The sequence below is a fragment of the Xanthovirga aplysinae genome, assembly GCF_009711365.1.
Classification (GTDB): domain Bacteria; phylum Bacteroidota; class Bacteroidia; order Cytophagales; family Cyclobacteriaceae; genus Xanthovirga; species Xanthovirga aplysinae.
The window spans coordinates 1-1543 of sequence record NZ_SMMB01000426.1 but is presented as its reverse complement, the minus strand read 5'-3'; the positions used below and the strand labels follow the sequence as shown (position 1 = coordinate 1543).

Genomic DNA, 1543 nt, shown 5'->3' with positions numbered 1-1543 from the left:
TTTTTAAAAACCGTTTCAACTTGTTTGATGGCAGACACATCTTCAATTAAATTACCACTAAGAATAACAAAATCAGCTCTCTTTCCTTTCTCAATGGAACCTATATTCGTCTTATTAAGAATTTTCGCTCCATTGCTTGTCATTATTTTAATGGCTTCTTCAGTAGTAAATCCTGCTTCTCTTAAGAGTTCAAAATTTCTTTGGTCTCCATAACCGGGTAAATTATGCCTACCAGCATCCGCACCACTCCCCAAAAGTCCACCCAACTGATAAAATTGATACTCAAATGCCATTATCCGTTTTAATCGTTTTTCTCTTGTCAAATCATCTTGTTTTTTGTCGAAAGATATTCTCCTTTCCTGATACTGATTTTTCAAATACGGTGACATAGCCTTCAAAGTTCGTTCATCGGCAAATGCTCTATTAGGAACACTTGACTCGTAGATGGATAGGGTAGAAGTTAAAAATACATCATTATCAATCATTGTTTGTTGTAAATCTTTGACTCCCTCACTGGTAATGTCTAATTCGTCCATATATTCTCGTCGACCATTACATTTACCATAAGTTTTATTAGTCCTGAAATCACTTGCACTATTTAGTCCGTGCTCTATTCCATCAATTCCCATCTTAGTAGCTTCTTCAAATGTTATGGAGCAAAAGTGGCCAGTAACCTTACAGTTGTTTTTGTGGGCAACATCAAGTATAGTCTTTAAGTCATTTGGCGTTGTATGTCTATAAACCTTAAACCAAGTAATACCCTGTTTCATCCAATGCTGCATCGTGTCTTTGATGTGTTTTTCATTCCTTGGTATTATCATATTTGGATTCCCACCTTTTCCTGTAAAATATGGTCCACTTGTTATTATATCTGGACCTATTTTTTCATAATTTTTGATTTGTTTGGAGAGAGCAATTTCTTGTGAAGGGGAAGCAGCCCCACAGGTTTGAATAGTAGTCACCCCTGACGCTAAATATAGTTTTGTTGCTACATCTCCAATAAAACGAAATCCAGGGATGTGTAGATGATTGTGAACTCCAACAATGCCAGGAATTATGGTCTTATCACTAACATCAATTATTTTGAAGCCTTCGGGAATTTCATTTGTTTTCTTTTCTCCGATATATGAAAAAACACCGTTTTCAACTAAGACAGTTTGTTGCGTTTTACTTGCTTTTCCTGTTCCATCAATGATAAAAGCATTAATTAATGCGATTTGTTTATCATCATAGGTCACGTACTGCTTTAAGGAGTCAGAAATTGTAAAAAAATTATTATTAATATTCTCAATCGCTACTTCTTGTTTATAATTATGACCACAAGCAAAGAAATTAAACAGAGTAATTAGTGTTAGTATATTTTTCATTTTATCAATTGCACCTAACGTCCCAGCTATGCCCAGTAAGGGGCTTCAAAGAGCCAAACTTTTGGACTAGCACTGAGCCAAATCGTTGATTTGACCTTAAAAATGAAAAATTTAATCCAAACAAATCAACGATTTGGCGGGCTTTCTTTAAAGCACCATGCCTTCACTCTAGCACT

The 1543-nt window shown here is 35.2% G+C and carries 1 protein-coding gene; it reads right to left on the bottom strand.

Annotation, left to right across the window (positions count from 1 at the left end; translation table 11 throughout):
- A partial coding sequence (locus tag E1171_RS01560; protein WP_155203403.1) for an amidohydrolase family protein occupies positions 1-1367 on the bottom strand: 1367 nt, incomplete at its 3' end.
- Positions 1368-1543 lie beyond the last annotated feature (176 nt).